The organism is Chryseobacterium sp. KBW03, from assembly GCF_003852415.1.
GTDB classification, from domain to species: domain Bacteria; phylum Bacteroidota; class Bacteroidia; order Flavobacteriales; family Weeksellaceae; genus Chryseobacterium; species Chryseobacterium viscerum.
The window spans coordinates 1-23,149 of the sequence record NZ_QAJO01000002.1 but is presented as its reverse complement, the minus strand read 5'-3'; the positions used below and the strand labels follow the sequence as shown (position 1 = coordinate 23,149).

The 23,149-nt window shown below is 36.9% G+C and carries 17 protein-coding genes; 13 read left to right on the top strand and 4 right to left on the bottom strand.

The window, feature by feature from the left end:
- Nucleotides 1–29: 29 nt before the first annotated feature.
- From tssR to polA, 9 genes are all read left to right on the top strand, one after another.
- Complete coding sequence (gene tssR, locus DBR39_RS02055; RefSeq protein ID WP_124530643.1) at nt 30–2,435, top strand: type VI secretion system protein TssR domain-containing protein; 2,406 nt, start codon at nt 30–32, stop codon at nt 2,433–2,435.
- A 356-nt stretch (nt 2,436–2,791) separates the two neighbouring features.
- Nucleotides 2,792–3,199, top strand: coding sequence for a type VI secretion system tube protein TssD (tssD, locus tag DBR39_RS02050; protein ID WP_103231497.1), 408 nt, complete (start codon nt 2,792–2,794; stop codon nt 3,197–3,199).
- A 107-nt stretch (nt 3,200–3,306) separates the two neighbouring features.
- Entirely contained in the window at nt 3,307–3,978 is a 672-nt protein-coding gene (locus DBR39_RS02045; protein WP_124530642.1) for a hypothetical protein, read from the top strand.
- Between the two features lie 262 nt (nt 3,979–4,240).
- Nucleotides 4,241–6,736 (top strand): ATP-dependent Clp protease ATP-binding subunit, encoded by a 2,496-nt coding sequence (locus DBR39_RS02040; protein WP_124530641.1) that lies wholly within the window; start codon nt 4,241–4,243, stop codon nt 6,734–6,736.
- A 66-nt stretch (nt 6,737–6,802) separates the two neighbouring features.
- Complete coding sequence (locus tag DBR39_RS02035; RefSeq protein ID WP_124530640.1) at nt 6,803–7,669, top strand: lytic transglycosylase domain-containing protein; 867 nt, start codon at nt 6,803–6,805, stop codon at nt 7,667–7,669.
- 353 nt (nt 7,670–8,022) lie between these two features.
- Nucleotides 8,023–8,436, top strand: a complete 414-nt coding sequence (tssD, locus tag DBR39_RS02030; protein ID WP_109738677.1) for a type VI secretion system tube protein TssD — start codon at nt 8,023–8,025, stop codon at nt 8,434–8,436.
- A 440-nt stretch (nt 8,437–8,876) separates the two neighbouring features.
- The gene (tssD, locus tag DBR39_RS02025) at nt 8,877–9,293 is read left to right on the top strand and encodes a type VI secretion system tube protein TssD (protein WP_109738676.1); all 417 of its coding nucleotides are present in this window, start codon (nt 8,877–8,879) and stop codon (nt 9,291–9,293) included.
- 97 nt (nt 9,294–9,390) lie between these two features.
- The gene (locus DBR39_RS02020) at nt 9,391–9,822 is read left to right on the top strand and encodes a hypothetical protein (protein WP_124530639.1); all 432 of its coding nucleotides are present in this window, start codon (nt 9,391–9,393) and stop codon (nt 9,820–9,822) included.
- A gap of 163 nt (nt 9,823–9,985) precedes the next feature.
- Nucleotides 9,986–12,820, top strand: coding sequence for a DNA polymerase I (gene polA / locus DBR39_RS02015; RefSeq protein WP_124530638.1), 2,835 nt, complete (start codon nt 9,986–9,988; stop codon nt 12,818–12,820).
- A gap of 82 nt (nt 12,821–12,902) precedes the next feature.
- On the opposite strand, the gene DBR39_RS02010 is transcribed toward polA, so the two are convergent.
- Together DBR39_RS02010 and DBR39_RS02005 are read right to left on the bottom strand one after the other, a co-directional pair.
- Nucleotides 12,903–13,301, bottom strand: a complete 399-nt coding sequence (locus DBR39_RS02010; RefSeq protein ID WP_103232707.1) for an immunity 22 family protein — start codon at nt 13,299–13,301, stop codon at nt 12,903–12,905.
- Nucleotides 13,302–13,316: 15 nt separating this feature from the next.
- Nucleotides 13,317–13,901 carry a hypothetical protein gene (locus DBR39_RS02005; RefSeq protein WP_124530637.1) on the bottom strand — a complete coding sequence of 195 codons (585 nt, stop codon included), beginning with the start codon at nt 13,899–13,901 and terminating at the stop codon, nt 13,317–13,319.
- Between the two features lie 202 nt (nt 13,902–14,103).
- On the opposite strand from DBR39_RS02005, the gene DBR39_RS02000 reads away from it, so the two are divergent.
- Complete coding sequence (locus DBR39_RS02000; protein WP_124530636.1) at nt 14,104–14,751, top strand: MgtC/SapB family protein; 648 nt, start codon at nt 14,104–14,106, stop codon at nt 14,749–14,751.
- A gap of 34 nt (nt 14,752–14,785) precedes the next feature.
- On the opposite strand, the gene DBR39_RS01995 is transcribed toward DBR39_RS02000, so the two are convergent.
- On the bottom strand, nt 14,786–15,256 hold the full coding sequence (locus tag DBR39_RS01995) for a copper resistance protein NlpE (protein ID WP_228447743.1): 471 nt from the start codon (nt 15,254–15,256) through the stop codon (nt 14,786–14,788).
- A gap of 259 nt (nt 15,257–15,515) precedes the next feature.
- Between DBR39_RS01995 and DBR39_RS01990 the strand changes: the two genes are divergently transcribed.
- From DBR39_RS01990 to DBR39_RS01980, 3 genes are all read left to right on the top strand, one after another.
- Entirely contained in the window at nt 15,516–17,654 is a 2,139-nt protein-coding gene (locus DBR39_RS01990) for a S46 family peptidase (protein ID WP_124530635.1), read from the top strand.
- A gap of 72 nt (nt 17,655–17,726) precedes the next feature.
- Nucleotides 17,727–18,725 (top strand): polysaccharide deacetylase family protein, encoded by a 999-nt coding sequence (locus DBR39_RS01985; protein WP_124530634.1) that lies wholly within the window; start codon nt 17,727–17,729, stop codon nt 18,723–18,725.
- Complete coding sequence (locus DBR39_RS01980) at nt 18,722–19,798, top strand: GNAT family N-acetyltransferase (protein WP_124530633.1); 1,077 nt, start codon at nt 18,722–18,724, stop codon at nt 19,796–19,798. Before DBR39_RS01985 ends, DBR39_RS01980 begins: the two co-directional genes overlap by 4 nt.
- Nucleotides 19,799–19,878: 80 nt before the next feature.
- Here DBR39_RS01980 and DBR39_RS01975 read toward each other — a convergent pair whose 3' ends face one another.
- Nucleotides 19,879–22,746 carry a M16 family metallopeptidase gene (locus DBR39_RS01975; protein ID WP_124530632.1) on the bottom strand — a complete coding sequence of 956 codons (2,868 nt, stop codon included), beginning with the start codon at nt 22,744–22,746 and terminating at the stop codon, nt 19,879–19,881.
- Nucleotides 22,747–23,149 lie beyond the last annotated feature (403 nt).

Here is a 23,149-nt window from a genome sequence, read left to right as displayed (position 1 = left end):
ATGCGCCAATCATTAAAAGATAAAATAGGATGAAAAATAAATTTCCTCTAGCAGCATATTATATAGGGTTATCAGTATTATTGACGAGTTGCCAGGTAAAGCTACCGTCAAAGAAAACCCCGGAGCCGTCACAGTACGGGCAGGTGGATGCTTCCCCTGTCGTTAACGGTTATCCTAAAAAGTCAGTTCCATGGATTGTTATTTCAGACAGATCAAGAAATACAGCTTATTTGGATAAAGATGACGAGAAGTCTTACAAAGAAGTGAAATTCCTTGAGCCATTAATGGTTTTAAAACATAGAGACGGGATGGTAAAAGTAGCGGAATATGTTCCGGATGCTTTAATGAAAAAAGTTTCGTCAAAATCAATCAAAACATATGGCTGGATTCCGGAATCTGACCTTCTTCTTTGGAACAATGCTTTAAAAAGTGAAAAAACAGGGTATCCTGTAAGAGTAGCAGTAGTGCCAAGTAACAGCGAAGTCATCAAGAATGCTGAAAGGTACTATAAAAATGACTCCATTATGGTGTTCAATTCACCAAGTCTTATTGAAGCAGCCAAGGTGAAAATTCCAAACGGACAAATTGTATATGTTTACAAACAGGCTGAAAATAACAAACGATTTTTAGTAGGTAAAAAACCTTCAATAGATATAGACAGCATCGGTAAAGGTCTTTACGGATGGGTGAGTTCCAATGTGATCTCTACCTGGGGAGAACGTTCCGCTATTAAACTTAAAAATACAACAGGGATCAACGATTCTGCCTTGGGAATTCATGAAGGATATCCTGGAGGATCTGCATCAGACGCCGAAAACAAAACGGCAATTCTTCTTACAGATGTGAACAAAAGAAAACCTCTGGAAAATATTTTCCCTGTAAGCCTGCCATTAGAAGAAGCCCCAACCCTTGATTCCAAAACAAAATACTTCACCAATATTTTAGATTACAGCAAGAACTTTGTATCCAATGTTCTGGGTGAACCTATTTATTTTGACCGCTACAGAGAGATTACAGAAAGAGATAAAAATATCAATATTGTCTTTGCGTTGGATGTAAGTGCAGGAAATGCACCTTATGCCCCTATCGTAAAATCATTATTGCAGGATCTACAGCTTAGATTCGAAAAGCCATCCTATTTTAATAATGTTAAATACGGTGTGGTTTTATACAAAAATAACCCTTGTGGAGAGAATATTTCTGTGTCCAATCTTAGTACAGATTACAGTAAGATCTCTACGTTTATTGATCAGAAAACGAATGAAATGAACTGCGCAAGCAATAATGGGTATCAGCCGGTAGGAGAAGCTCTTACGGCAGCCGGAAACCTTCTTTCAAACGTTTCTGATGAAACCAATATTGTAGTCACTGTAGGAACCTCTGCCAACCAGAGCGGAAATATGTACAGTGTAATCAGCTCATTGACTCAGGCTCAGGCAAGGTTGATCATGTTCCAGACCAATGCAAGATCATCAGACAACTATAATGATTTTGTATTGATGGCAGAAAATGTGGTTACCAATACCGCCAAAAATATTGCTGAACTTAAAAAGCAAAAGATCATCAACCAGTATGATGTTCTTACCAAGAATAATTTTAGCCTGGTAGAAGGTGACGCCGGATTCTTCTCTCTGGCTTATCCTAAACAGAGTATGTCTCAGGGATTTGTTATTTTCCCTAAAAAAGGAGATATAACGACTCCAGGATTCCTGAAAAAATCTGTTGACAGTCTTATTTCACAGGTTACTTTAGACAATCAGACTGTTGATAAGTCACTTAATGAATATTTCCACTCATCGGTAGGAGCAGGAAGAACAGATGTTGATTTAAAATATAAATATCTATATCCAGGACTTACCAATCCGGTTTCTGCGGGAATTGCAGCCCAGCTGATCAACTACGGAAGTCCTTTCCTTGTAAAAGGTTACATTCCAAAAGATCTGAAAGACTTTACACCGGGAATAGAAAAAGGAATTCTTATTTCTGAATCTGAGTATGATAACTTAAAAACTTTTTATACCGAAGTATACAGAAATACTCAGGCAGACCGTGCAGACTTTAATCAGGCGAGAGCAGTGAAAGAGTATGTGAAACTGCTGAAGAAGTACAATCCAACGATCAAATTCCTGGATAAAGGAGATCTTTATGAGCTGCCAATGTCTTATGCTATTGGTATGAGTACAGGTTTTGATCTTTCTGAAGAAGAGCTGATGGCTAAGTACAAACTGAAAGGCTGGAAGAAATCGAAAATTGTTCCTAATGAAACGGTAAGAAATTATTTCCAACACTATAAAAATCTGGCAGACAGAATGCTTGCCAACAGAAATAACCCTGCTGTAAAGATCCAGCAAAACGGGCAGACGTTCTACTGGCTTAATGAGTATTTTACACCGACAAGAATTCCGAGAGAACAACCGGAATATACTAAGCATTAAGAAATTCATTTTATGATATCAAAAGCAGAAGTCGATACTTCTGCTTTTTTTGTGCTGTGAAGATGAAATTAGAAACTATGAGGGCAAATTTAAATCCTGAATCCTGTGATTATTTCTCTTTCAGGTGTAAAAATCATTTTTATCTTAAAAATGGGATATATCTTAAAACGCTTTATTCATGGATGTTATAAAAACATATGTAAATCTATTATCGTAGAATTACGACAATAAGTAGTAGAACTACTACAATTTCTCAGATTTATATTCAAAAGTTTTTTTTAGAGGAAAAGAGCCTCTATATTTGCTAAACAATCACTGAATCACAAAATATTACTAACGATTAAAATTTACTAATCATGGCCGAAAGCAATTCAAGAGGAATCTTAAAATTCAACAATGGTGAAGGACAAAAGCTGTTAAAAATGAACTACAGCGTATCCCGATCTACAGACGTATCAGGACGTGTAGCATCAGACCCTTCTAACGCTCTTATCAAAGTAACCGTAGAAGCTACTGAAAAATCTGATATCCTTGAAAGCCTGTTAAATGGTAAATACAAGCCTACAGTGGGAGAGATTACTTTTAATAAATCTCACGAAGAAGGAAAATTGATCACTTTGAACTGGCAGAACGGATATGTTATCCAGCATCAGGTTGAGTTTGATGCAGTAGACAGCAACAGTATGCTGATCAGCTTCGTAATCAGTGCTGAAACCATTGACTATGGTACTTCCCAATATGCAGGACTTTGGCCATCCAGCTAGAATTTATACACATTATCAACATTCATAAGAAAAAGACTGTCCCTATTTAAGGCGGTCTTTTTTGACTTGAATGTGCAGCAAAAACTATAATAACCGAAAAAGCAATAATGAACAAAATCACTGATCACCTGAAATACTTTTCCAAATTATCCGCAGTATTCATCTTCAGTATATTGAAAATCTATGCAATAGGAATTCTCTCCACGCTCATCACCCTTATATTGGGGATTTATATTTTGTCAGACCGTTTAGGTCCGGCATTGGGGCATACAGGGATTCCTGCATTTTTAATAATAACAATTAAGGCCAAACCCGTTTCTGCAGCTGTTTTTTATTTGCTGATGATTATTGCCCCGTTTTTTACGATTGTTTTTGCCACAAAATATGTGATGTCTGTGGTGATCAATAAACTGTTGCAGGATCATTCAAAGACCATTGTTGTTCCCTTTATAGATAAAATCATCAATATATTTAAAGCAAAACAGCCAACGGTAATCCGAACCAGTGCAGATTTTGCCATTGCCAAAGTGAAACTGTTGAATGAATTTAAAAACAGTTCAGAAAATAAAATTCTCAAACGCATCTTAGGCTATGCTTTAAATAAAATAAAGTTTGATGAATTGAATCTGGGAGCAGAAAACGCGGACTTTTCCGATATCATTAAAACAACACTTATTGAAAAGTTAAATGAACTGGCAGAACCCTCAGCGATGATATTTTATATCTACATAGGACTTCAGTGGATCAGTCTGATGCTGTTATATTTTTTGAATATGTAAATAAAATAGGATTCAGGAGAAGAATTTGTGAGGATATTATAATACCGGAATCATCCTGAAAAAGAAAAAAATACGGTTGTTACTTCTCTGATTGAAGAATTAACTATCTTTATGTCGTTTAGAATAAAATATTTAATTTTAGCTAGATAAAAGAACGTTTTTTGATTCTCTGTTAATCAGGGATGAAAAATACAGATCAATACCATCAAATCTGAAGCACATTAAAACAGAACGCAAATATATTAATATAAGAAAATTATAAATGGGAGTACTAGTAACCAACGAAACAGTAAAACAGCTATTTCACATTGCTCAGTCGATAGCGAAAGAAAATTATAATGGAACTTATGGCGGCCCGCATATCCTGCAGGCTTTAATGCATAAAGATATCGGGCTGAATGAATTCCTGAAAAGTATAGATAAAGATCCAGGTTATTTCTATGAATGGGCAGATGTCCGCATTGAAGAATATCCCAAGACCAATCATCTTCCTGATGAAGTAGGGCAGGATGATGCGGTAGATACCCTTGTAGAAGAAGCTGACGATATCCGTTTAAAGTTAGGATTGGATGAAATTACTCCAATATGTATTCTTACAGCAATCGTAAAACCACAGATTGTATTCTCACTTCAGCAGCTGAAATCACTTCCATTGCGGGAGCATGAGATATTCAATCTATATAGAAAAGATACACCGTTTACGGTCCCAGAGGATGGGAATTTCTCTTCACTATTTTCAAATGGTTCAGACTATTCAGATTCTTCTTTCCCTTCCATTAAAAGCTATTGTGTAGACAGAACCGCACAGGCGAGAAAAGGAGAAGTTGAAAATATTATCGGTAGAGATAAAGAACTCAGAATGCTGGTAGAGATCCTTTGCCGAAGGAGCAAACCGAATGTGATTATCATTGGAGAACCGGGCGTAGGAAAGACGGCATTGGTTGAAGGTTTTGCTACTGAAATTACCAAAGGAAATGTCCCTGAAATGCTTAAAAACGGTACTCTTTTGGAACTGGATACCGGAGCATTATTAGCCGGAACCTCTTATAAAGGCGAAATTGAAGACCGCCTGAAAAAAGTAATCAATGAATGTAAGAAAATTGAAAAAGCTATTCTTTTCATTGATGAAATACATACCCTTCTAGACCCGAAAGGAAGCATCGGAAACGTTGCAAACCTTCTCAAGCCTGAGCTCGCCAGAGGTGAGATTACCGTAATTGGAGCTACAACTCAGGAAGAATATAGAAAAATTATAGAGCCGGAACAGGCTTTTAACCGCCGTTTTGAAGTGCTAACCGTTCATGAGCCGGATGAGAAGACCTGTGTGAAAATGATTGATGTCCTTCTTGAAGGATACAAAAAACACCACGGTATTGAAGTGGAAAAAACAGCTATTCCGGAATGTGTACGTCTGGCAAAAAGATATGCAAAAGGTAAAAAATTACCGGATGCTGCAATCGACTTATTAGACAGAACAATGGCGGCCATCAAAATGCTTGATGAGCTTTCTGAAAAAGAACTTGACAGCTGGAAAGTAAGCTATGATGCCCTATTAAAAGAAGAATACGCAGACAACAAAGATAAAGCTGATGAACTGATCTGGACCTATAACCTGCTGAGAGACAAGATAAGCCCAATTCTTTGGGGTTCCTTGAGCGAACAGCCGTCAATAGACAATTCTATGCCGGTAGATCAGATTCAGAAGATTATTGAAGATACCTATACAGAGCTTCTACAGCATGCTGCGAAGAAAAGAGAAAAAGTAGACAGACTGGAACTGGCTGCTGTAATGGCTGCTAAAACAAATATCCCGATCGGGAAGATTCAGGCTCAGGAAAAAGAAAAACTCCTGAATATGGAATCTCTTCTCCTGAACAGAGTCGTAGGGCAGGATCATGCATTAAAAATCCTTTCTGATGCTATCGTTGAAAACCGAAGCGGATTGAATAAACCGGGGCAGCCTATAGGATCTTTCTTCCTTCTGGGGCCTACAGGAACCGGTAAAACAGAGCTGGCAAAATCAATGGCAGAATTGCTTTTCAATGATGAAAAGGCAATGGTACGTTTTGATATGTCAGAATTTAAAGAAGAACATTCCGCAGCATTATTATACGGAGCGCCTCCGGGATATGTAGGATACGAAGAAGGAGGTATGCTTGTGAATAAAATCAGACAACAGCCTTATACCGTTGTTTTGTTTGACGAAATTGAAAAAGCCCACCATTCTGTTTTTGATGTATTCCTTCAGATTATGGACGAAGGAAAAGTTCATGATAAATTAGGAAAAGAAGGAGATTTCAGCAATGCATTGATCCTATTCACCTCCAATATCGGAAGTGAAGAAATTGTAAAACAGTTTGAAGAAGGTAAAATCCCGGGATCATCATCACTGATGCAGATCATGTCAAATTCAGGACGATTCAGACCTGAATTTCTTGCAAGAATTACAGAGATTATTCCTTTTGCACCGATCACAGAATCAATTGCGGAAAGAATCTTTAATATTCAGTTGAAATCGCTTCATACTTCATTAACGAGATTGGGAATTGCTTTAACAATCACTGAAGATGCTGTAAGAAACCTTGCGCTGGGAGGATTCAGCAGCAAATATGGAGCTAGACAGATTTCCGGAGTGATTCGGGCACAGCTTGCCAGACCGATCTCTAAAATGATTGTAAGAGAAGAAGTGAAATCCGGACAAACCATTCATGTGGATTGGAATAATGAAGAAGAACAGCTAAGCTGGAAAGTAGATTAAATGATGAAGCAAAAAGGCAGATCTGCACATCAGTTTTTTGCCTTTTTGCTTATAAATAAAATTAAAATGAAAACAATTGTCAGAAATATCTTTACAGGTTTTCTATTATTAGGATCCGTTATCTTGGTAAACGGACAGTTTCTTGCCGCTTCCGATACCTCGGAAAGCAGTGTGAAAAAGTACAAAGGAATCATCAATGCGAATAAAGATCTTGTAGAATTTATTGAACAGTTACTTCTTCAGAAGGGGCTTCCCAAGCACTTGAGAAATCTTGCCCTGATAGAGTCTCATTTTAACAGAAATATCACCTCCGGAGCAGGGGCAGTAGGGGTCTGGCAGCTGATGACGGCACATGCCAACCAGTATGGACTTACAGAGCAGGGCCGTACCGATCTCTATAAAAGTACCAAAACGGCGGCTATTTCTTTAAGCAACCTTTATAAAAAATATAACAATTGGGTTACCGTTGTGGCTGCTTATAACTGTGGTGAGGGAAATATTGCCAAAGCAATGCAGGCTGCCGGTTCCTCTCAATACCATGAGTTCTACAAATATCTTCCGGGAGAAACCATTAATCATGTGAAGAAATACCTGAACGCATGCTATGCTACCGGAGAACTTCAGAGTGTATTGAGTAACTACAATTCCTCGAGAATCAATAAGGTTTTCTTTGAGGATGGAAACAGAAAAGTAACCGATGCTGCACTTTCAGAAACGGAGATCAATGCAGGTTTCAGCTTGAAAGTAGTTGCCGATGAACTGAATGTAGATATGGATAAAATCCTTGTCTGGAACCCAGGTATTGTAGAAGAGCTGCAGAAAAAAGGAGAAAGTCCTTTTTATCTTCCGGTGGATCTGATGCCTGATTTTCTGCTAAGAAAAAATAAAATATTGGTTCGTTCCATAAAAGAAGGAAGAAACACGCAGCAGTAAAATATTTTCAGATAAAAAATAATAGTAGCAATCAGTGTTGACTGGTTGCTATTTTTGTGAAAAATTGATCTGTTAAAATAGACTAATTTTCTATTAAAAAAATCTTAATATTTCTCACTTATGTGTAAAATTATCATTTTTACAATTCTTTTTCAATAAGTTAAAATCATTTATTGATCGAGTTTTGAGTCGGTTTGTTAAATCTATTGTCGTAGAATTACGACAAGAAATCGTAGAACTACTACAATTTTTCAGATTTATATTCAAAAGTTTTTTTTAGCAGAAAAGAGCCTCTATATTTGCTAGACAATCACCGAATCACAAAATATTATTAACGATCAAAATTTACAATCATGGCAGAAAGAAATTCAAGAGGAATCTTAAAATTCAATAATGGTGAAGGACAGAAGCTGTTAAAAATGAATTACAGCGTATCCAGATCTACAGACGTATCAGGACGTGTAGCATCAGATCCTTCTAACGCTCTTATTAAAGTAACAGTAGAAGCTACTGAAAAATCTGACATCCTTGAAAGCTTGCTAAACGGTAAATACAAGCCTACACAAGGAGAAATTACTTTTAATAAATCTCATGAAGAAGGAACATTGATCACTTTGAACTGGCAGAACGGATACGTGATCCAGCACGAAGTAGACTTCGATGCAATAGACAGCAACAGTATGCTGATCAGCTTCGTAATCAGTGCAGAAACCATTGACTATGGTACTTCTCAGTACGCTGGACTATGGCCTTCAGCAGGTAATTAAGCCTATTCATCATCTTAGTAAAAATAAAATTGGTACAGAACAGTACACTCATCCGAGTATACTGTTCTGTTTTTTTATGCAGAATTATAAAAAATAACAACCCATCAGAGTTTTATTTTTGGTTTTCAAACTGTATAATTGGGAGATCAGTGGAAGAGATTTTTTACCTCATAAAAAGACGCTTTTTAACAAAAAAAATCTCTTATTAGTGTAATATTATGTGTTTTGTTTTTGATTTTTAGTTGCAGTTAAGGTGTTTATTTATAGTGTGTTGGGTTTTTATTTTAATCCTTTTGTCGTAGAATTACGACATGAAATCGTAGAACTACTACACTTTTTCAGATTTCTGTTCAAAAGCTTTTTTTTCAAAAGTAAGGAGGTTATCTTTGTTATATAATTATCGAATAACAATTTATTACTAACGACTAAAATTTACAATCATGGCAGAAAGAAATTCAAGAGGAATTTTAAAATTCAACGGAGGAGAAGGACAAAAATTATTAAAAATGAACTACAGCGTATCCAGATCTACAGACGTATCAGGACGTGTAGCATCAGATCCTTCTAACGCATTGATCAAAGTAACAGTAGAAGCTACTGAAAAATCTGACATCCTTGAAAGCTTGTTAAACGGTAAATACAAGCCAACAAAAGGAGAAATTACATTCAACAAATCTCACGAAGAAGGAACATTGATCACTTTGAACTGGGAGAACGGATATGTAATTCAGCACGAAGTAGATTTCGATGCAGTAGACAGCAACAGTATGCTGATCAGCTTCGTAATCAGTGCTGAAACTATTGACTACGGTACTTCTCAGTACGCTGGACTATGGCCTTCTTCAGGAGGTAAATAATCCATTGCAGCTTAAAGAAAAAAAGAACAGTATACCATTGGTATGCTGTTTGTTTTTTTATCAATAATCAAAAACCATCTATTAAAAACTAACAAACATGTTCAGACAAATTCTATTTATTCTTGCTTTTACAATGACTTTTATTTCCTTACAGGCACAAAATTCTTCTACTTTATACAAGGGAACTGTTAATGGGAAAATGGCGATCACATTATTTTTTCAGTCCGTAGACAGTGACTGTGGAAGTGGTGTTTATTACAACGCAATGTACAAGTATGATAACGTTAGCAATTGGTTAGAACTTAATGTTACAGAAGGTACTCAAAAACAGTTTGCAATGGTAGAACAACACTTCACCGGATTGATGATTATAAAAAAAGAAGGTGACATGATGAATGGAACCTGGATAGCTCCTGACGGCAAAAAACAACTTCCGGTACAGCTGAAGAAAGTAATAGTAAGCACCAAAGAAATGGAAAAATACCGAAGCAAAATGGAGCAGATAAATTTCGAAAACCATGACTGTTAGATGGCGAATGATTGCTAATACAAAAAATTGACAAGTAAAGTAAATTCACTATTCACGATCTCAAGCCTAGTAACCTTCATTCCGAAACTCAATACCCCGAAACCCTTATCCTGTACTACCAACTTTTACTCCTATTTTCATATATTTGTTCATTATTCAAAATATGGACGCAACACAAGATAAAAGGCTGTTTCTCATCGATGCCTATGCGATGATTTTCAGAGGATATTACGCATTAATCAGGAATCCGAGACTCACCAGCAAAGGACTGGATGCTTCTGCCATCTTTGGTTTTACGAATTCTTTGATCGAATTGATCAGAAGAGAAAAACCTACCCACCTGGCAGTTGTTTTTGATGTAGGGCAGGCGAGTGTGAGAACTGTTGATTTCTCAGAGTACAAAGCCAACAGAAGCGAGACTCCTGAAGCGATCAAAATTGCTGTTCCATACATCCATAGAATTCTGGAAGCCATGCATATTCCGATTCTGGGAGTAGAAGGATATGAAGCTGATGATGTCATAGGTACTATAGCGTGTAAAGCCGAAAAAGAAGGATATACCACTTTCATGGTAACGCCGGATAAAGATTTTGCACAGCTGGTGACCGATAAAATTAAAATTTATAAGCCAGGATTAAAAGGAGGCGATATCGAAATTCTTGGAGTGGAAGAAGTAAAGGCAAAATATGAGATTGAAGACCCTAAACAGGTTATTGATTTCCTTGCCATGATGGGAGATGCGGTGGATAATATTCCAGGACTGGAAGGAGTAGGGGAGAAAACAGCGATGAAATTCCTGAAAGAATTCGGAAATATTGAAACTTTGCTAGCTAATACTGATAAGCTTAAAGGAAAACTGAAGGAAAAAGTGGAGGCCTCTGCAGAGCGTGGTATTTTGTCTAAAAAACTGGCAACTATTATCTGTGATGTACCCGTAGAGTTTCACCAGGAACAATACGATCTTGAAACTCCGGATTTTGAAAAAGTAAAAGAAGTCTTTGATGAAATAGAATTCAGAAGACTGTACGAAAATCTTTACAGAGCTTTTGCTTCTGCACCTGCCGAAACAGTGGTCGTGAGCGAAGTGGAAGTGAAGCAGACTCCTACCGGAGCAGAATTGAAAGGGCAGGCAATGCAGCTGGATCTTTTTGCCAATTTTGAAGAGCTGGAACAGGCAACTTCTACAAAATCCAGCATTGAACAGAACGATCATCTGTATCAGTTTATAGATAATCCAAAAGCACAGAAAAAGCTTGTAGATAACCTGCTGCAGCAAAAAGTAGTTTGCTTTGATACAGAAACTACTTCACTAAACGAACTGGAAGCAGAATTGGTGGGAATGAGTTTCTCTTATAAAAAAGGACTTGCCTACTATATTCCTCTCTCTGAAAACAGAGAAGAAGTTTTGCAGACATTGGAGATTTTCAAACCGTTTTTTGAAAAAGAAAACCTGTTGAAAATTGCTCACAATCTGAAATACGATTATAAAGTTTTAAAACAGTACGACATCACCGTCAAAGGGGCTATGTTTGATACGATGATTGCCCATTACCTGCTGAATCCGGATGGAAGACATGGGATGGATTATCTTTCGGAAGTATACCTGAACTATAAGCCAGTATCTATTGAAACCATTATTGGAAAGAAAGGTAAGAAACAAGGCAGCTTCAGAGATGCAGATCTGAGAACACAGACCGATTATGCGGCAGAAGATGCAGACGTAACTTTCCAACTCTATGAACTTTTCGCACCACAGCTGAAAAAAGAAAATCTGGAAGAACTTTTCTACAATATTGAAATGCCGCTGATGGAAGTACTGGCAAAAATGGAACTGGAGGGGATCTCTCTGGATGAAAAATGGCTGGCACAGGAAAGTATTGACCTTGAAAATGATCTGAAGCAATTAGAAGCTACGATTTTTGAACTTTCAGAAGAAGAATTCAATATGAATTCACCTAAACAGTTGGGCGAAATTCTGTTTGAAAAAATGCAGCTGGATCCAAAAGCTAAAAAAACAAAGACAGGGCAATATGCAACCTCAGAAGATGTTCTGCAGAAATTGTCCTCAAAACACGAGATCATCAAACATATTCTGGAATACAGAACCTATCAGAAATTAAAATCTACCTATGTAGACGCTTTGCCTTCACAGATTGATAAGGAAGACAACAGAGTACATACCAATTTCTCACAGACGACAGCTGCTACAGGACGTTTGGCAAGTGTCAATCCGAACCTGCAGAATATTCCGATCCGTACTGTGAGAGGGCAGCAGATTCGTGGCGCTTTTGTTTCTGGAGAAGGAAAGAAAATTATCTCTGCCGATTATTCACAGATTGAACTTCGTTTAATTGCTGAAATTTCTGGAGAAGATAATATGATCAAAGCTTTCCAGGATGGAGAGGATATTCACGCTTCCACAGCCGCAAAACTCTTTAAAATTCCTTTGGAAGAAGTTTCCAAAACCCAAAGAAGTCAGGCTAAAACCGTCAACTTCGGTATCATCTATGGACAGGGCGCTTTTGCATTGGCAGAACAAACCGGATTATCCCGTACAGAAGCCAAGCAAATGATCGAAGCTTACTTCGAAACTTATCCAAAACTGAAAGCATATATGGCAGAGCAGGTGAGTAAAGCACGTGAGATGGGCTATGTGGAAACTATCTTAGGCAGAAAACGCCATCTGAAAGATATCAATTCCAACAATTTTGTGGTAAGAGGTCACGCAGAAAGAAATGCAGTCAATGCACCCGTTCAGGGAAGCGCTGCAGATGTTGTAAAGCTTGCCATGATTAAAATAGATAAGGAACTCGGTGAACAACAGCTAAAAACGAAAATGCTGCTTCAGGTACATGACGAATTGATATTTGAATCTCCAACGGATGAGATTGAAGCCGCTTCAAAACTAATCAGAACTGAAATGGAAAATGCCTTAAAAACACAGGTTCCTTTGTTAGTAGAGATTGGAGTAGGGGATAATTGGTTAGAAGCGCATTAATAAATACTACATCATACCTTAATGATATAATAAAAACTTCCGTCTTTTGGCGGAAGTTTTTTATTGTATCTATCTCTAGGTATTAAACGTCGTATTCTATTTGACCTACATAATGCAGGGAAAAATCATCATTTTCTGTAGAAACAGGATTAGGAATAGCAAATCTGGTTGCAAAAATAATGGCATTCACTGGAGTATCCAGACTTAGTTCATTCAGTTTTTGTTCCAGGATCGGAAGCCATTGGTCAGCGTAAGAATATTCTGCAAACTTGTCATAAAGTCCAAGTCTTTCATCCTCAAAACCATACTCTATAAAGTCATCATCAAACCATTTGATGTTCTGAGATTCTGCAAATTTGGAAACATACTGATCTTCGCTTTCCTCTTCTATATAATAATTTTCATCCTCCTCTACGAAACTATAAAAGTCTTCTTCATTTTTAAAATACCCTAACCAGAAGTGTGAAATTTCTTTATCCATAATTTTATATAAGTATTATTTTTTGATATTTTTTAGCAAGTGATATTTTTCACCGCTGATAAGCATACCGGTCATTATTGCAAAACCGGCATGATCTCCTATATTAACATTGATTTTTTCTGAAAACTGCTGAATAAAATCGCCATTATTAAGGTCATATAGCCGGAATAGTGAATTCCCAAAAGTCATTCCCATAGATTGGTTGACATTGAAAACAACCGGAAGCAGCAATAAATCCGCACTGCCGAATTTTTCTTTAATATAATTCATTTCCTCAGTACTTATTATAGTTGTAAGATTGGGAAACATTTTTACTTCTTTGGATTTATAATCTTTTTCAGCGACTTTCTTTAAAATATCCATCACCTTTGTATCCATATTAGCCCGTAAAACAGCTGCATCATTAAATTTTAATTGAAGAGTATCCCTTAAAATTTTCTTTGTAATATCGTCATTATCTTTAAAATTGTTGATAATGGGTACAAAAGCAATGGTTGATCCACTACTTTTAAAAGAATAATTCTCATTAAATACTTTTTGGGCATGTAAAAATGTCATTCCGGATAATACCGTAAATAATGCAAAAATAAGGCTTTTCATAGGAGGGTTCTGATTACAATCTTTTTGTTGATTCTCTTTTGTAACTCTTTTATATGAGAGAATTGTAACTATTAAAATGTAAAATTACAAAAGTTTTTTTGTGAAATAAATTTTTTGAGGTGAAAGCACAAAATCTCCGCAGCAAAAATCGTTTCTCGATCGTATTTTATTGTAAATTTATTCTAGGTTTAAATTAAAAATTATGGATTTTCTTCAGGACCATTACGCTGTCAAAAATGAATTACTGCTTATCCTTATTTCTGTTATTTTAGGACTGTTCATTGGTGCTGAACGCGAATACCGTAATAAATCTGCGGGTCTCAGAACTTTTATTCTCGTCTGCTTCGGAGCCTGCCTGTTTACCATTCTTTCCATTAAAATAGGAGTCGCCAATCCGGACCGCCTTGCTGCCAATATCATTACCGGAATTGGATTTTTGGGTGCAGGTGTCATCTTCAAAGGAGATAATAAAATTGAAGGTATTACGACAGCAACTACCATTTGGGCAACAGCTTCCATCGGAATGGCGGTAGGTTCCGGATACGTTTATATTGCAATGTTGGGAACTGCTTTGGTTCTGATCATTCTAAGTGCCTTAACTTATCTTCAGAGTTTTATTGATAATTATAATAAAGTAAGAGAATACAGAATAGCAGTGAGCAGCTCAGGGGATATTAAATATTGTGAAAATATCTTTAAAGAAAATCGTTTAGCCTATCTGATGATCAGACAGCAGTATTCACAGGAGGGCTTTACCGTTATCTGGAGAGTTACAGGCAGAAATAGCCATCATGAAGAATTAACCAAACGGTTGGTAGATGATCCTAAAATTAAAGGGTATCAATTTTAATGATGTAAGAACAAAAAAATAAAGGCCTGAGCCTTTATTTTTTCTTGAAGACAGGACCGTCAATTTCTTTTCCGTTCATATCCAGCTGGAACAGAATGTTCTCACCAACCTTATATTTATAATTTACAGATTTTCCTTTTAAAGTAATCATGCTTCCTGTAGTATCCCATACAAAAGATCCTTTATCCTGATTCTTTGAATTTTTGTCGAGATATTCTTCAGTAATACTAAATGTTTTATCATTGTTCAATGTTAAAGAAGTCTTGATTCCCGGGCAGTCAGCACATGGAACAGTCGCTTCATAAGTACCAGCCCAGTCCAATGCATTTTCCGAAGTATCACCAGCTGCTGTAGGCGTTGCTTTTGTTATACTGTCTGTAGCAGCAGGTTGAACCGCTGTTGCAGAATCTGTAGTACCGTTTGTTTCAGTGGTTTCTTTTTTAGAACATGAAGCAAGGAATAGAGTGGATGCAATTCCCAGCATGAGTACTTTGCTTTTCATCATAATAATAGATTTAAATATGTTTTTAATAATAAAGTTACCTCCAATGAACAAAAACTGAGCCATAGAAGGAGAGGTTTAGATACGTTCAAAGGGGAAAGTTGCTGACTGAAAGTTGTCCGTTAGATAGATCCTGACTCAGATTTCTACTTTTAACACAATCATCAACCCATTTTACAAAAACCACTTCTTAAGAACTTTTCCGCCCGTTTTATAAAGGCTATTCTTATTTTTCTTCGTAAATTCGGGCAAAATTTTGATTATGACAAAAAAGATACTTTTATCTGTATTTCTTTTGCCGGCTGCAATGGCATTTGCACAACAATATGGCGGAATGTGGATTCCTACAGAGCTGAATGAAAAGGAAATGAAGGATTTGGGAATGAAGATTTCTGCAAAAGATATTTTCAATACCCAGAAACCAAGTATAAAGGATGCGGTAGTACAGTTTAATGGCGGATGTACTGCAGAGATTATTTCGCCTAAAGGGTTGCTTTTAACCAATCACCATTGTGGTTTCGGTCAGATCCAGGCACATTCTACGGTTCAGAATGACCTCCTTTCAAATGGATTCTGGGCAAAAAATACAGAAGGAGAACTTCCTAATCCGGGAGTAAAAGTAGATTTTATTGTAGATATAAAAGAAGCTACCGATCAGATTTTAGAAGGTACGGATAACCTTACAGAGCCGGAACTTACTAAAAAGATCAACAATAATATTGAGGTTTATAAAAATGCTCAGAAAATTGAATCTTACCAGTCGATTCTGGTAAAGCCTATGTATTATGGAAACAAATACTATGCTTACACGATCGAAACGTATAAAGACATCCGTCTGGTAGGAGCTCCACCTCAAAGCATTGGGAAATTCGGAAGTGATACAGACAACTGGGTTTGGCCTAGACATACCGGAGACTTCTCTATGTTCAGAATTTATGCAGACAAGAGCAATAAACCTGCAGAATACTCAAAAGACAACGTACCTTACGTTCCAAAACACTATTTACCGGTTTCTATAAAAGATAAAAACGAAAACGATTTTACTTTTGTATTCGGATTTCCGGGAAAAACTACAGAATATCTTCCTGCAATAGGCGTAGAGAAAATCATGAAGGATATTGATCCTGCAAGAATTGCTGTACGTGATGTCGCTTTGAAAACATTAGACGAAAAAATGCGTGTTGATAATGAAACACGTATCAAGTATGCTTCAAAATTTGCTTCAGTAGCGAACTATTGGAAAAAATGGATCGGTGAAGTAGAAGGATTGAAAAAATCAAATGCTGTTGAGAAAAAAGTAATGTATGAAGGTTCTTTGGTGGCTAAAAACCCAGAGATTAAAACGACTTTGGATCAGTTGAACAAATTGTACAACGACCAGGCTCCTTATGCATTAAACAATGCTTATTACACAGAAGTGATCAGAAATGCTGAAACATTGAAGCTTGCTGGTGATTATTATGACTTTGTTGCCTCTGTGGAAGCAGGGAGAATGGATGAAAAGGAAGTATCGAAGTTAAAAACAAAATTAACCTCTTTCTATAAAGATTACAGCGCTGAACTTGATGCTAAAGTAACAGCAAAACTATTGGCTTTGTACGTTAATAAAACAGCGCCACAATTTTTACCTGCCGGATTCAACAAGTATAAAGACGAAAGTCCGAATATGCCTGTAATAGAAGAAATGTCTAAAAACTCTATCATCACAGGAAGAACGGCTGTAAATGGAGCAGCATTGACTACTGATATTGATAAAGCGTTTTCTAATCAGGATAAATTAATCAAAACTTTAAAGAAAGATCCTATTTATCAGTTGTATGTTTCTATGAAAGAAACGTATATGAAAACTGCAGATCCTCAATATACTTCAATGCAGGCAAAAATTGATGCTTTACAGAAGAAGTTCATGGCTCAGCAGATGCAGACGGATAAAGACAGAAAATTCTTCCCGGATGCTAACTCTACGCTTCGTGTAACGTATGGTAAAGTAAAAGGTTCTACTCCTAGAGATGCCGTTTCTTATGGGTATCAGACTCACCTTGCAGGAGTAATGGAAAAATACGTTCCTGGAGATTATGAATTTGACGTTCCAAAGAAACTGATTGACCTTTACAACAAAAAAGATTTCGGAAACTATAAAGATAAAACGGGTGATGTTCCTGTGGGATTCACCGCAACCAACCACACTACAGGAGGAAACTCCGGAAGTCCTGCTCTTGATGCCAACGGAAACCTTGTTGGATTGAATTTTGACAGACAGTGGGAGGGAACGATGAGTGACATCAACTATGACCCGCGTTTCAGCAGAAACATCATGGTAGATACAAAATATATCCTTTTCATCATCGAGAAGTTCGCTGACTCAAAGTGGCTTGTTGATGAAATGAAGGTGATAAAATAATTTATAAAAGTTATACCTTTAAGAATCTATTTGAATTGAGTTTTGAATAGATTCTTTTTTATTTTAAATAAGATGAAAGACAGGATCATCAATGCTTTGGCAGCTTTTGAATCAGATAATATCGGGAAATCTTTTCCGCTGGATTACTGTCTGCCTCTTTATCACAGTGTCTCAGACAAAGAACTTCCGCATATAAAACATGTGATCCGTTATAAGACTACAAAACAGTTTGAAGACGATCTGGATCATATGGCAAAGAACTTTCAGTTTGTAGACTGGGAGGAGTTCAAAGGATTTATGTCCGGAAATTTTAAACCTAAGAAAAAGATTGCCCTGCTGACTTTTGATGATGGTTTCAGAGAGTTTTATGATATTGCGGCTCCCATTTTGGAAAGGAAGGGAATTTATGCCTGCAATTTTGTAAATCCGGCTTTCATAGACAATAAAGATATGATGTTCAGATGCAAGGCCAGCCTTCTTGCAGATGCTGCTGAGAGAAAGAAAACCATAGACCCGGAAATTTATTTTGTCTTATCGCTTAAAAATGTAGACAGACGCTTTTTACAAAAGAAAATTTTAGCAATCAATTATCAGGAAAAAGATACTTTAGACTGGCTTGCCGAAAAACTTGAGGTAGATTTTAAAGCGTATTCAAAAGAATATCAGCCTTATATAAGCACAGAAGAATTAAAAGAACTTACCCGAAAAGGTTTCGGAATCTCTTCGCACAGCTGGGATCATCCTAAATACGGAGATTTATCCTTGAAAGAACAGATGGAAACAACGGATAAGACTTTTGCTTATTTAAAAGAAAACGGATTCCTCTATGAAAGTTTTGCATTTCCGTTTACCGATTTTGAAGTACAGAAAGATTTCTTTGATGAACTCTTTAAAAATGAAGAAATCTATTGCAGTTTTGGTTGTGCAGGCGTAAAACTGGACAGTGTGAGTAGAAACTTCCAAAGAATACCAATGGAAATGGGAGAGAGCGGAAAACAGATCCTGAAAAAAGAAATAGCTTACTTCAGACTGAAAAAGCTGATCAATAAAAACACGATTATAAGAGAATGATAGCGCTGAAAACATTCAACAGAAAAGAACTGGAAGATTTTATATCCTCCGGAACTTTCCAGCACTATGATTTTCTTCCGATTACCAAGCATCGTGCGCTGTCTCACATTAGAAATCCCAAAGCATCAGACGAAGACACTTTGCTTATTCTGGCTTTCTTTGAAGAAAAACTGATTGGGTATGTAGGATGTTTTCCGGATAGTTTCATCATTGATGGAAAAGAAATCCGTTACGCATGGCTAAGCACTTTGTATGTAAACTCTGAATACAGAAAAAAAAGACCGGCAAAAGCATTGTTAAAAAAGGTTTTTGAAGAGTATGAAGGGAGAATTGCCATTACTGAATTCACCAAAGAAGCAGAGGCTCTCTATAATATTATGGGTGTTTTTGAATATGTCTTTCCTAAAGAAGGGAAGAGGTATTACTTCAGAACTGACGCTGCTAAGATGATTCCTGAAAAAAAACCAGCAACCCAATCCTTAAAACCTCTTTTTCAAATCCTGGATACTGCTGCCAATGGTCTGATCTCAATAAAAAACTTATCGACACAGAAACCGGACTTCAACTATGAAGTTCTTGACAGGATTGACAAGGAAAGTGCAGATTTTCTGCCAAGATTTTCAGGCAGGCGCAGTGCTGAAGAAATCAATATTTTTATAGACAATCCATGGGTGTTGGAAGGTAAGAAAGACGAGAAATATCTCTTTTCAAGTTTTGCTGACACATTTAAGTATTTTTGGGTGAAGATTTTAGATCAGAATAATAAGCTTAAAGCTTGTTTGCTGCTGCAGCTTCGCGATGGATACCTTAAAATTCCTTACCTTTTTTCAGATTCTGAATTAGATGAGGTAGTACGGTTTTTAAAATATTTCATGATTAAAAATAAAGTGAAAGGTTTTACCAGTTATCAGACCAGACTGAACGAAGCGATACAGCAGTCAAGAGAATTTTCTTACATCTATGAACGTAATTTTAAAAGAGAATATCTGTTTCACCAACAGTTGCTGGAATTGCTTCCCAAAGATTTTAATCCGGATTATCAGGATGGAGATGGGGATTGTATGATGACGTAAAGGAATTATGAATCATGAATTGCAATTCATTTAAAAATAAAAAAACCGCTCGACAGCAATGTTGAGCGGTTTTTTTATTCTTAATGTCCAAAAATATCTTTCAGACTTACTTCTTTAAATGTTCCCATTTTTTGAACAGCTTCCATATCGAGGTTTTCTTTTTTACCGATAATGGCTGTATTAAAATGTATGGATTTGACTTCTGTCTGATAAAAATACTTAATATCCTCAAATTTCAAATTCTGGATCTGTTCATAGATATCCTTTCTGAAATCATGATAAATATTCAGCCTCTTCAACCTCAAAGTATTGAAAAAGATATTATTTCGGGTAACTCTTGTTGAGGCAATCTGTTTCAGAGCCGCATTCTTCGCATTCTCGAACTGGGTAGTCACTTCAGTAAGTTCTTCCATGAGTTCATTCAGAGTATCTACAGCAATCATCAATTTGTCCGGCTGTGTTCCGATATAAGTGGTCACATAGTCAGGATGGTTTAGTTCAGAGTTGGCTGCGTAAGAAACGTAGGCAGAGTAGGCAAGACTTTTACTTTCTCGGATCTCCTGAAAAACAATAGAGGATAATCCTCTTCCAAAATATTCATTGAAGACATTGACCTTTCCAAATTGAAGCGGGTTCACCAGATTTCCTTTTCCGATTTTGCTCATTTCCATCTGAACCATATCGTAGTTGATGAAATTGACATTTCCTCCCGTTGCAGGTTCCGGATATTGTTTGGCTTCAGCTATCTGAAGGCTTTCAGTTTCTATATACTGACCGATATATCCTTTGAAGTGTTCAAAATTTCTGCCATAGAAAAATATCTGATAAGGATATTTGAAAAGCTTTTTCATTCTGTCGGTGAATACTTCAGAATTGCTGCTTTCAAGCTCTTCTTTCGAAATAACATCTGTAAAACGAGAGTTGCTGCCCAGTTTTGTATAATTATTTAGGGCTGTTATGATACGGTTTTTATCCTTTTTTATGGCCTGGCGGTTTTCCAAAACAGTTCCTACAAACTGATTATAGATTTCCTGATCAGGTTTCACCTCATGCATCCAGTGTTGCAGAAGGGCAATTCCTTTTTCTATATTCTCTTCCAGCCCGCTTAATGTGATGATCAGCTGATCATGTGTGGTTTTGAAATCATTACTGATCCCGATTTTGAAAAATTCGTTTTTTAAATCTTCAGGCGAAAGAGTATCCGTTCCCAAATATTGAAGCAGTTGAGTTGAAATTGCAAGATCTCTGTCATTGTCACTTCCAAAAGAAAAGATAAAATGCAGCTGTGCTATATCATTATATTTATTGGTAACGAAGCTCAGCTTTTTTCCTTTCACATCGTCAGTGGTAATCTCTTTCTGATAATTGATGAATTCAGGCTTTATATCTTCAGTTTTCTCAGATAAAATTTCCTGTAAAAACTCAGATTGGCTGTCACGGTTAATCTTAATAGGAGTGATACCCGGATTTTCAACTCTGATCAGCCTGTCGTTAACTCCTTTTTCTTTATTAATGACAACATAGTTTTCCTTGAAAAAATCATTGGCAAAGCTGATTACTTCTTCCTTCGTAAAAGCAGCATACTCATCCATTTCATTCAATTCCTGTTCCCAGGTTCTGCCTTTTATATAAGTGTCGTAAAGATTGGTGGCCAGTCCTTCCGTTGTTTCAAGAGCTTTCATTCTCTGAAGTTTGAAATCATTGATGATGGCTGGCAGCATCCAGTCCGGAAACTCACCTTTCTTGATCAGTTCAATTTCTTCCAATACCAGATCTTTTGCTTCCTCCAGGGTTTGGGTTTCTTTGGGAACCGCAACGATGGAGAAATAGCCGTATTCCTTTAAACCTACAGAAAAGGCCTGCCCCCAAAGCATTTTTTGCGTCTGATTGATGTGAAGATCCAGTAATCCGGCTTCCCCTCTGTTGCTAAGAATGTTGGCAACGATATCTGCCAGCATGGCTTCTCTTGTTCCGTAGCTATCTGTTCTCCATGCCAGCTGAGTCCGTGGAGTAGTAGGGCTTTTTACCGTTCTGGTTACAACTTCTGTAATAGGCTGTTCAGTAACCGGTGTCTTTTTAGGAAGCTCTTTATAAGGTAAGGTCCCGAAATATTGGTCAATTAATTGAATAGTTTCTTCAAAATCCAGATCCCCAACCATTACTATAGCATAATTATTAGGAACATAATACTCATCAAAATACTTGTGAATAGCCTTCATGGAAGGATTTTTCAAATGCTCAGGCCTTCCTAATGTTGTTTGCTGCCCATTAGCATGGGTCGGGAAAAGAGCATCCATCAATTCATAATTCACAAGTCTTGTATCATTATCCTGAGCCCTGTTGAACTCCTCATATACAGATTCCAGCTCTGTATGGAAAAGGCGGAGTACAATTTCGGAGAACCTTTCTTTCTCTATTTTCAGCCATTTTTCAAGCTCGTTATTCGGAATATTATTTTTATAAACCGTCTCATCAAACCAGGTATGAGCATTGGTGCCACTGGCGCCCAAAGAAGAAATAGCCTTGTCATATTCATTGGCAATGGCATATTGGCTGGCTTCCTGAGAAACTTCGTCTATCTTTTTATAGATTTCCTTTTTCTTTTCAGGATCCTGTTCAGCTTTATGCTCTTCATACAATCCCGAGATCTGGTCAATAAGTTCTTTTTCCTTTTCCCAGTTTTGAGTCCCCAGCTGAGAAGTTCCCTTAAACATCATGTGTTCGAGATAGTGGGCCAACCCTGTATTATCAGCAGGATCATTATTACTTCCCGTTCTTACCGGAATAAAGGTTTGTATTCTCGGAGCATCAAAATTTTGAGCAAGGAAAATCTTTAACCCATTTTTCAAAGTATAGATTCTGACGTTATTTTCGTCGTGGGTTACTGTAATATATTCGTTGTGGTTTTTATCAGTATGTACCGTTTCTTTATATTTTCTTTCTATCATATATAAAACACATTTCATTCCTTAGAATCCGGAATGCAGTACAAATGTAATGAATCAAAAAAAATGTTCACCTGTTTTTATGACTATTACATCTATTATTATAGTTGAAAAGGTGAATCATCAGAAAGAAATAACCATTATTGAAGGGGGATTAAGATAGGTAAACATGTTTTTTCCATACTATATATAATATATGATTTTTATTTAGGAGCTATTCCTGCTATCCATTTCTACTCCTCGCCCCAGCGCTCTCCGACCCTCAAACCTACCAACCCTCCAACGCAAGCTGCGGGGTAACCATTCCTATCAGGGCTAGGGGAGGTCTAATTATGAATTATGAATGATGAATAATGAATAATGAGTTATGAATTATAGTTTCGCGGTTCGCGTTTCGGGTTTTCGG

Bases quoted from the DNA above. Each gene is read 5' to 3' on its own strand.
- tssR (WP_124530643.1), top strand. From the start codon at position 30: ATGAAAAATAAATTTCCTCTAGCAGCATATTATATAGGGTTATCAGTA.
- tssD (WP_103231497.1), top strand. From the start codon at position 2,792: ATGGCCGAAAGCAATTCAAGAGGAATCTTAAAATTCAACAATGGTGAA.
- DBR39_RS02045 (WP_124530642.1), top strand. From the start codon at position 3,307: ATGAACAAAATCACTGATCACCTGAAATACTTTTCCAAATTATCCGCA.
- DBR39_RS02040 (WP_124530641.1), top strand. From the start codon at position 4,241: ATGGGAGTACTAGTAACCAACGAAACAGTAAAACAGCTATTTCACATT.
- DBR39_RS02035 (WP_124530640.1), top strand. From the start codon at position 6,803: ATGAAAACAATTGTCAGAAATATCTTTACAGGTTTTCTATTATTAGGA.
- tssD (WP_109738677.1), top strand. From the start codon at position 8,023: ATGGCAGAAAGAAATTCAAGAGGAATCTTAAAATTCAATAATGGTGAA.
- tssD (WP_109738676.1), top strand. From the start codon at position 8,877: ATGGCAGAAAGAAATTCAAGAGGAATTTTAAAATTCAACGGAGGAGAA.
- DBR39_RS02020 (WP_124530639.1), top strand. From the start codon at position 9,391: ATGTTCAGACAAATTCTATTTATTCTTGCTTTTACAATGACTTTTATT.
- polA (WP_124530638.1), top strand. From the start codon at position 9,986: ATGGACGCAACACAAGATAAAAGGCTGTTTCTCATCGATGCCTATGCG.
- DBR39_RS02010 (WP_103232707.1), bottom strand. From the start codon at position 13,301: ATGGATAAAGAAATTTCACACTTCTGGTTAGGGTATTTTAAAAATGAA.
- DBR39_RS02005 (WP_124530637.1), bottom strand. From the start codon at position 13,901: ATGAAAAGCCTTATTTTTGCATTATTTACGGTATTATCCGGAATGACA.
- DBR39_RS02000 (WP_124530636.1), top strand. From the start codon at position 14,104: ATGGATTTTCTTCAGGACCATTACGCTGTCAAAAATGAATTACTGCTT.
- DBR39_RS01995 (WP_228447743.1), bottom strand. From the start codon at position 15,256: ATGATGAAAAGCAAAGTACTCATGCTGGGAATTGCATCCACTCTATTC.
- DBR39_RS01990 (WP_124530635.1), top strand. From the start codon at position 15,516: ATGACAAAAAAGATACTTTTATCTGTATTTCTTTTGCCGGCTGCAATG.
- DBR39_RS01985 (WP_124530634.1), top strand. From the start codon at position 17,727: ATGAAAGACAGGATCATCAATGCTTTGGCAGCTTTTGAATCAGATAAT.
- DBR39_RS01980 (WP_124530633.1), top strand. From the start codon at position 18,722: ATGATAGCGCTGAAAACATTCAACAGAAAAGAACTGGAAGATTTTATA.
- DBR39_RS01975 (WP_124530632.1), bottom strand. From the start codon at position 22,746: ATGATAGAAAGAAAATATAAAGAAACGGTACATACTGATAAAAACCAC.